Here is an 8,648-nt window from a genome sequence, read left to right as displayed (position 1 = left end):
GCACCCGCTCGACCGCCATCAGCCGAATTTCCTCCAGCGTCTTTCGGTCAAAAGTTCGTCCATCTCGTTTCATGGAATATATGAACGTCATTCTTGTGGCAAGTTCCCAATTCGTCGACTTATTTAGCGACTACTGAGTAAGATCGCCGGGTGGGCATTTTCACGATCCGGAAAAAATTGACACGCTTTTAAGATGGGCTTCAATCTTCTCGGCGTGCGCATACGACAGCGCGCTGTGTCGGCTGGCATTGGCGTGAATCTTGGTGCCGTCCAGGCTCACCGTGCCAAAGCGCCTCCTGAACGTCGCCATGGTGTCGTGATCCGGATGTCGGTTGCAGGCGATATACCGGAACGCCAGTGAGTCGTAGGTCGCCCGTTCGATCTTGCGACTAGGAAATGTACCCGTGGCGTAACCGTAGATCAGCAAAGATAGCAGTGTCGCCAGATGGTAGGCATCGCTGCCTCGACCGGCATAGGCCCGTTCCAGCGCAGACAGGTCAGCCCTTCAACCACGTAGCGTGCCAAGTGCGCTTTGGGCAGCCAGTCTTGAACTGAGGGTGCCAGCAAGTAGTCAGTTTCTCGATCTATCGGCTGAAAGGCCATTACTGTGTCCATTAAAGCAACAGGTCATGACTATAGCATATTTCGAGAAAAAGCCCGACAGGCTGCTAGAGTCTTGCCGCAGCGAGAGCATCACCTTGGCATACCCCGTAGGCATTACCTGCGTAGTGGCGTGATATACGCTAAAATCGGGCTTCGCAAGCCGTTTTATTACCAAAAACTGCCAGATAACAAAGGAAGTTCATGTCCCGCCACACCAAGATCGTCGCCACCCTCGGCCCCGCTTCAAGCGATCCGCTCGTCCTCGAAACCCTGATCCGTGCTGGCGTTGACGTCGTGCGTCTCAATTTTTCGCACGGCAAGGCGGAAGACCATATCGCACTGGCCACCAGCGTACGAAAAATTGCCGCCAAGGTTGGTCGCCCGGTTGGCATACTCGCCGACTTGCAGGGTCCGAAGATTCGCGTTGGCAAATTCGCCGAAGGCAGAATAAGTCTGGACGCCGGCGATCAGTTCATTCTCGATGCCCAATGCGAACTGGGCAATCGGGAACGCGTCGGCCTTGACTACAAGGACCTGCCCAACGACGTTGGTTCCGGCAATGTACTGCTGCTTGACGACGGTCGCATTGTGCTTGAGGTCAACCGTGTCATTGGCCAGGAAATCCACACCACAGTACGCCACGGTGGCGAGCTTTCGAATAACAAGGGAATCAACCGTCAGGGCGGCGGCTTGTCCGCTCCAGCGCTAACCGCCAAGGACATGGACGACATCAGGACAGCGGCACAGATCGGCGTCGACTTCCTAGCCGTCTCCTTTCCCAAGAGTGCGGCCGACATGTACATGGCGCGTCAGTTGATGCTGGCCTGTGGCGGCCACGCACTGACCATCGCCAAAATCGAACGGGTCGAGGCGGTCGCTACCCTGGAAGAAATACTCGACGCTTCGGACGGCCTGATGGTGGCACGCGGTGACCTTGCTGTTGAAGTCGGCGATGCTGCCGTCCCTGCGTTGCAAAAACGCATGATTCGGCTGGCACGCGAGAAGAACAAGCTGGCGATCACGGCGACGCAGATGATGGAGTCGATGATCCTGGCTCCGACGCCCACCCGTGCCGAAGTCTCGGATGTCGCTAACGCCGTGCTCGACGGGACTGACGCAGTCATGCTCTCGGCTGAAACAGCTGCCGGCCACTACCCGGTGCAAACCGTTGAATCGATGGCACGCATCTGCCTGGCTGCCGAAAAATCGACCCTGATCACGCTTGACCGCGATTTTCTCGACCGCATCTTTACGCGTATCGATCAGACAATCGCCATGTCCGCACTGTTTGCCGCCTATCACCTCAACGTCAAAGCCGTCGCCGCGCTAACCTCGTCCGGTTCGACGGCACTGTGGATGAGTCGTCTGAACTGCGGAATACCAATCTTTGCACTAACCCATGAACCCGAGGCGCAATCGAAGATGACGCTTTATCGTGATGTATTTCCGCTACTCATCAAGGAAACGCACGATGACCACGACGTGCAACGCTACGAAGCCGAACAACGGCTCATCGAGGCTGGCGTCGTCGTCAAGGGCGACCTGATCGTACTGTCCTACGGCGACCAGATGGGCCTCACCGGCGGAACCAATACGCTGACCATTGTTCGCGTTGGTGATCGCGTTGCACCGAGGATTTGATCCTTTGAGTTGGACAAGATGCTAAGTGTTACAAGAACGGCGAACTCATCCAAACCATTCGCTGATTGCACAACTGCCTGACCCGGCAGTGCGACCCTGGACTTTACCCACTCGCCCACGAAGCGAGGGCGTAATTTTCATTTTTCCGGAGCGTCCATGCACGCCAGATTCAATTTTACCGATATCGAAGAACATCCGCTGCGAGCTTATCTGAATAGCGAGTTCCACGCCCGTGCGCCCATCCCCTTGTCCAGCCCCGTATTGGTCTCGCATCTTGCCTTCCACCACGAGGGCTTGAAAGCAGAGGACGAACGCGAGAACGTTCTGCGTCTCTGCCAGACGAGCGCCTGCAGATTTATTGAGAACTCAACCACGCACCTGATGTTTGACGCTGGCAGTTTTCAGATGCGCTGGGAATTGCACACCGAATATTCGAGCTACACCTTCTTTCACCCGCTGGTCGCCGGCGAACCGCTACACCCTGACACAACGGCGCTTGACTCGGTTTTTCCCGACTGGCTGTCGGCCATTCCGGGCAAGTTGATCGTCGCCACCCATGTCGAGTTGCGCTCGACTGCTGACGTTTCGCCCGAATCGGTGCTGGCCGGCCTGTCGCCAACATCCGGGCGGCAAATGGTCGTCTCCCGGATCGCCAATGGGGCAGCCTGGGTATTTACCGATTTCGTTTTCGACAACGGCTTCTCACGCTTCCTGCTTCTCGACGATACGATGGTCGGCCGCCAGCCTGGTCGTGCGGTTCAACGTCTGTTCGAGATCGAAACCTATCGCATGATGGCACTGCTCGGCCTGCCGGTGGCCACCGAAGTCGGACGCTGGCTGAACGGCGCCGAAAGTCGCCTCGCCGAATTGATGGATCTCATCAGCCAGGCCAACTCCCCCGAAGACGAGCGCACCGTTCTTGCCGATCTTTCGAAAATGGCTTCGGAAGTCGAATATTCGGTAGCGCGCACCACCTTCCGCTTCGGCGCCTCACGCGCCTATAACAGCCTCGTCCTGCAACGCATCGACGAGTTGCGCGAGATCCGCGTCCCGGGCTATCAGAAACTCTCCGAATTCATGCAGCGCCGCTTTCTGCCGGCAATGAACACCTGTGCCGCGATGGCCAACCGCCAGGACGACCTTTCCGAACGTGTTGCACGCAATAGTCAGTTGCTGCGCACGCGTGTCGATATTGAACTGGAACGGCAAAACCAGGAACTGCTGGCGCAAATGAACAACCGGGCAAAAGTTCAGCTACGCTTGCAGGAAACCGTTGAGGGACTGTCGATCGCCGCCATCACCTACTATGGCTCGCAACTTGTTCAATACCTGACCAAGGGCGCCAAGTATCTATTTCCCGTTCTTTCCCCAGAAATTGCCACTGCCGTTTCGATTCCCCTGATCGCGGTCCTTGCCCTGTTTGGCATCAAGCGCATGCGCAAGGCGCTGGCTCATGATGCCGAAGATAGCCATTGATGCGCAATCGATCTGTCCTATACTATAATTTCCAGCCCCAATCCTCCTTCCCACTGCTTCCGGATTCAGAACCATGACTCAAGCCCTATTCGAATCGACCATCAACAGCCTAGAACTTCTGGGTCGCGGTAAAGTACGCGATATTTATGCGATCGACGCTGACAAATTGCTGATTGTCACCAGCGACCGTCTCTCCGCCTTCGACGTCATCCTTCCAGACCCGATTCCCGACAAGGGAAAAGTTCTTACCCAGATGGCCAATTTCTGGTTTAACCGGCTCTCGCACATCCTGCCCAGCCAACTAACCGGCATCGATCCGGAAAGCGTCGTCCGCCCCGACGAGCGCGAGCAAGTGCGCGGTCGCGGGCTGGTTGTCAAGCGCCTCAAGCCCTTGCCGATCGAGGCCGTAGTGCGCGGTTACCTGATCGGTTCCGGCTGGAAAGACTACCAGGACACGGGCGCCGTATGTGGCATCACACTACCCGCCGGTCTCAAACTGGCCGCCAAACTGCCGGCACCGATTTTCACGCCGTCCAGCAAGGCGGAACAAGGTGATCACGACGAAAACATCTCGTACGCACAAGCGCAAGCCGACTGCAGTTCGGCGCTCACCAACGCCCTCTACGGCACGGGGAAAAGCGGCGCTACGCTGGTCGCCCAGGCTCGCGAAGCAGCCATTGCACTGTACTCGGCTGCCGCCGACTACGCCACAACGCGGGGCATTATCATTGCCGACACCAAGTTCGAATTCGGCATCGACGCCTGCGGCACACTGCACCTGATTGACGAGGCGCTGACCCCGGACTCTTCACGCTTCTGGCCGGCTGATAGCTACCGAGAGGGCAGCAATCCACCGTCCTATGACAAACAGTTTGTTCGCGATCACCTGGAAACGCTGGACTGGAACAAAAAGGCGCCGGGACCGGCTCTACCTGCCGAGGTCGTGGCTCGCACCCGTGCCAAGTATGTGGAAGCCTACGAAGTGCTGACCGGGCTGAAACTTGTCGATTGAGAACCTTCGCCCCTCCATTGAGTCAAATCAGCATTCGCCGGCTCAACAGAGGGATCATGAAAGACTCTTTAACCCAGCTTGACCAGCACTTTGCCTTGCCGGAGGTGCGCCGTGTCGGGCTGAACCGCCCGCTGGCCTGGCTCAAGTCCAGCATGCAGGACATGCTGGCCAACCCGATTGCCAGCTTGGCCTATGGCCTGCTCTTCGCGATCGCCGGCGACGTCATTCTGATCTTCGCCTGGCGCAACCCCTATCTCTTTACTGTCGCCGTTTCCGGTTTTTTCCTGATCGCACCTCTGCTCGCTGGCGGTCTCTACGAAATCAGCCGGCGACAGGCTGACGGGCAGCACAGCACGTTTTTCGATTCGCTTGCCGGCTGGAGCCGCAACGGCCAGTCGATGGCCATGTACGGACTGCTCCTGGCGCTTGTCGCCATCGTCTGGGAGCGTACCTCAGCCGTGTTTTTTGCCCTGTTCGTACCGGGGTTGACACCCGACCTCGCGGCCTTCGTCACCAATGTTCTCTTGAATGCCGACTATCGCGGATTAACCCTCGCCTGGTTTCTCGTTGGCGGCATGCTGGCCATACTCGTCTTTGCCATCAGCGTGGTGTCGATCCCGATGTTGATCGACCGCGACGTCGACTTCGTCACCGCCATGATGACCAGCCTGCGCTCCGTAGCGCAAAATCCCGCAAGCATGCTGCTATGGGCTGCGTTGGTGGTGCTCCTGACCCTGGCCGGTTTCGCCACGCTGCTCTTCGGGCTGATTGTTTTGATGCCGCTGCTTGGTCACGCATCGTGGCATGCCTACCGCGACCTTGTAGAATGACGACCGTAATACTGATCGTGGGCGGCTAAAGCCGCCCACGACTTTTTTGAACTACTGAGATTCCATGAAAACCAACGCCCTGCTCGATTTCTCCGGCCTACCCCGCTTCGATGCCATCACCCCGGAAGATGTCCAACCCGCCATCAAGCAACTGCTCGCCGAGAACCGCGCGCTCGTCGAACGTCTCACCACCGACAAGACAGCGCCCAGCTGGAACGGTTTTGCCGCACCACTTGCCGATGGCATTGAGCAACTCTCCCGTGCCTGGGGAATCGTTGGCCACCTGCATTCGGTCAATGACATACCGGAATGGCGCGAGGCCTACAACGACATGTTGCCGGAAGTTTCGCGTTTCTTTGCCACTCTCGGCCAAAATCTGCAACTCTTCGCAAAATACAAGGCGATCGGTGATGGTGAAGAATACGCCTGCCTATCGACAGCACAACGCAAGATCATTGACAATGAAATCCGCGACTTCCGCCTCTCCGGCGCAGAGCTTCCGGAAGACAAAAAGCCCCGATTCCAGGCAATTTCAGAAGAACTGGCGAGCCTCTCGGCCAAGTTTTCGGAAAACCTGCTGGATGCAACCAACTCCTTTTCCGAGATCGTTACCGACGAAAATCAAATCGCCGGGCTACCGAAGGACGTCTGCCAGGTGGCGCGCGAAGCGGCTGAAACGGACGGCAAGCCGGGCTGGAAATTCAGCCTGCACATGCCCTCCTATCTGCCCGTGATGCAATACGCTGACCATCGGCCGTTGCGCGCCGTGATGTATCGCGCCTATGCCACCCGCGCGTCCGAATTTGGCCCACCCGAACTGGACAACACCGCACTCATCCTGCGCATTCTTGAATTGCGCCGCGAAGAAGCGCAGTTGCTCGGCTACAACAATTATGCCGAAGTCTCGCTGGTTCCCAAGATGGCCGAATCAATCCCGCAAGTGCTCGCCTTCCTGCGCGACTTGGCGGTCAAGGCCAGACCCTTTGCGCAAAGAGACATCGCCGAACTGAGCGAATTCGCCCGGCTGGAACTTGGCATTGAAACGCTTGAGGCCTGGGATATCGGTTACGCTTCGGAAAAGCTGCTGCAAGCGCGCTACGCCTTCTCCGAACAGGATGTAAAGCAATACTTTACAGAAGCAAAAGTATTGTCTGGCCTTTTTCACGTTGTCGAAACACTGTTCGGTGTTCGTCTCAAACCCGATAGCGCGCCGGTCTGGCATGAAGACGTGCGTTTCTTCCGCGTCGAAACGCCTGAGGGCAAACTGATCGGCCAGTTCTACCTCGACCTCTACTCCCGCGAAACCAAGCGTGGCGGCGCCTGGATGGACGAGGCGATCAACCGCCGCAGAGTAGCGGGAAAGGCGATCGACAGCATCCAGACACCGGTCGCCTACCTCAATTGCAACTTCTCGCGCCCGGTGGGCAGCAAAGCGGCGACCTTTACGCACGACGAAGTCAGCACCCTCTTTCACGAAACCGGCCACGGCCTGCATCACCTGCTGACACGCGTCGACGAGCTTGGCGTTTCAGGCATCCACGGCGTCGAATGGGACGCTGTCGAACTCCCCTCGCAGTTCATGGAAAATTATTGCTGGGAGTGGAGCGTACTGCAGGAAATGACAGCGCATGTCGACACCGGCGCCCCCCTGCCGCGCGCACTGTTCGACAAAATGCTGGCCGCCAGGAATTTCCAAAGCGGTTTGCAGAACGTCCGCCAGATCGAATTCTCCTTGTTCGATCTGCTTCTGCACTCCGACTTCGATCCGACTGAGCGTGATGGCGGCAGCATACTTGATCTTCTCGCCGAAGTCCGACACGAGGTCGCCGTCATCGTACCGCCCGATTGGAATCGATTCCCGAACAGTTTTTCCCATATTTTTTCTGGCGGCTATGGCGCCGGTTACTTCAGCTACAAATGGGCCGAGGTACTTTCTGCCGACTGCTATGCCGCCTTTGAGGAGGCCGGCAATCCCTTCGATGCGACTACCGGCGAGCGTTTTCTGGACGAAATTATTGCCGTCGGCGGCACCCGTGCAGCACTCGACAACTTCCGTGCCTTCCGCGGTCGCGAACCACAGGTCGATGCGCTACTCCGGCACAGTGGTATGATTTTGGCGTAATACGGAGGATCAAACCATGTTCAAACTGCACATCGTTCTACTTAGCGCCGCCTTGCTGACGGCAACAGTCGCCAGCGCACAGACCACCTATCGCTGGATCGACAAGGATACTGGACTGACCGTCTACTCCGACCAGGCACCGCCAGCCGGTGCCAAACAAGTCGTCAAGATGACCGGCGAAGAGCGTTTTGATGACCAGCAGTTGCCCTACACCACACGTCAGGCGGCTGAAAAATTCCCGGTCACGCTATACACCACCGCCAACTGCGTCGAAGCGTGCAAACAGGCACGCGGACTACTCAACGGACGCGGCATTCCGTTCACCGAAAACATGCTAAAAAATGATGAGGAACTGGCCGAACTGGCCAAAAAATTGGACGGCGAAGCCACCGTACCCACTCTCTTCGTCGGACGGCAAAGTTTAAAAGGGCTGGAATATAGCGCTTGGAACAATCTACTCGACCTTGCCGGCTATCCGAAAACAGCGCCCTATGGTGCCAAGCCCTCAGGCGCCTTTGCCAAATAAAGCTGGCGACGTGTTAACGTAAAAACCCCCACCCAGGACAAGCTTCCTTCGTAGCCCCGCACGACGAACGCGACACACATCGTGACAAAATACGGTCGCAATGTGACGATTTATGTCCGTCTTGTCTCACCGCGCCTCCCACGCCCCCCTGTTTTCAAAGGGTATGATTCTGGCACGGAACTTGAGTGTGTAACCAGGCCGTCCTGCATCGGGCCGGTGACCGGTAACCTCAAGGAGCATTTCCATGCGCAACGCCATCGACAAGAACGATCGTCCAGACCGTCTTCGCAACCTGACCCTGTCGCCGCTGATGTCGGCCCTGCTGCGGACCTTTGGTCCTGCGCAGTGGCAGGCGCGACCGGGGCAGGCGGCGGCTCGACCGGCGCCGCGCGCGCCGCAGATGCCGGCGATCCGCTTCGAAGCGCTGGAACCGCGCGT

Annotated in this window: 7 protein-coding genes and 1 pseudogene; 7 read left to right on the top strand and 1 reads right to left on the bottom strand. The window is 57.6% G+C overall.

The window, feature by feature from the left end:
* Positions 1-187: 187 nt before the first annotated feature.
* Positions 188-603, bottom strand: a pseudogene (locus Q1J43_RS00375) (transposase); the annotation flags it as partial.
* Positions 604-804: 201 nt separating this feature from the next.
* Here Q1J43_RS00375 and pyk point away from each other — a divergent pair.
* The 7 genes from pyk to Q1J43_RS00340 all read left to right on the top strand — a co-directional run.
* Entirely contained in the window at positions 805-2,244 is a 1,440-nt protein-coding gene (gene pyk / locus Q1J43_RS00370) for a pyruvate kinase (RefSeq protein ID WP_301100298.1), read from the top strand.
* 156 nt (positions 2,245-2,400) lie between these two features.
* Positions 2,401-3,720, top strand: a complete 1,320-nt coding sequence (locus tag Q1J43_RS00365; protein ID WP_301100297.1) for a DUF3422 domain-containing protein — start codon at positions 2,401-2,403, stop codon at positions 3,718-3,720.
* A gap of 73 nt (positions 3,721-3,793) precedes the next feature.
* Positions 3,794-4,732 carry a phosphoribosylaminoimidazolesuccinocarboxamide synthase gene (locus Q1J43_RS00360; RefSeq protein WP_301100296.1) on the top strand — a complete coding sequence of 313 codons (939 nt, stop codon included), beginning with the start codon at positions 3,794-3,796 and terminating at the stop codon, positions 4,730-4,732.
* 56 nt (positions 4,733-4,788) lie between these two features.
* A complete protein-coding gene (locus Q1J43_RS00355; RefSeq protein WP_301100295.1) occupies positions 4,789-5,562 on the top strand; it encodes a DUF2189 domain-containing protein in 774 nt (257 codons plus the stop codon).
* A 64-nt stretch (positions 5,563-5,626) separates the two neighbouring features.
* A complete protein-coding gene (locus Q1J43_RS00350; protein WP_301100294.1) occupies positions 5,627-7,684 on the top strand; it encodes a M3 family metallopeptidase in 2,058 nt (685 codons plus the stop codon).
* 16 nt (positions 7,685-7,700) lie between these two features.
* On the top strand, positions 7,701-8,210 hold the full coding sequence (locus tag Q1J43_RS00345; protein WP_301100293.1) for a glutaredoxin family protein: 510 nt from the start codon (positions 7,701-7,703) through the stop codon (positions 8,208-8,210).
* A 244-nt stretch (positions 8,211-8,454) separates the two neighbouring features.
* On the top strand, positions 8,455-8,648 hold a 194-nt coding region (locus Q1J43_RS00340; protein WP_301100292.1), incomplete at its 3' end, for a hypothetical protein.

It is taken from the genome of Propionivibrio sp. (assembly GCF_029255185.1).
In the GTDB taxonomy this organism is placed as follows: Bacteria; Pseudomonadota; Gammaproteobacteria; order Burkholderiales; family Rhodocyclaceae; genus Propionivibrio.
Note: the sequence above shows the minus strand (reverse complement) of the source record. Positions and strands in the feature narration are given on the sequence as shown.

Excerpts from the sequence above, each read along its gene's own strand:
- Q1J43_RS00365 (WP_301100297.1), top strand. The coding sequence starts at position 2,401 with ATGCACGCCAGATTCAATTTTACCGATATCGAAGAACATCCGCTGCGA.
- Q1J43_RS00350 (WP_301100294.1), top strand. The coding sequence starts at position 5,627 with ATGAAAACCAACGCCCTGCTCGATTTCTCCGGCCTACCCCGCTTCGAT.
- Q1J43_RS00360 (WP_301100296.1), top strand. The coding sequence starts at position 3,794 with ATGACTCAAGCCCTATTCGAATCGACCATCAACAGCCTAGAACTTCTG.
- pyk (WP_301100298.1), top strand. The coding sequence starts at position 805 with ATGTCCCGCCACACCAAGATCGTCGCCACCCTCGGCCCCGCTTCAAGC.
- Q1J43_RS00355 (WP_301100295.1), top strand. The coding sequence starts at position 4,789 with ATGAAAGACTCTTTAACCCAGCTTGACCAGCACTTTGCCTTGCCGGAG.
- Q1J43_RS00345 (WP_301100293.1), top strand. The coding sequence starts at position 7,701 with ATGTTCAAACTGCACATCGTTCTACTTAGCGCCGCCTTGCTGACGGCA.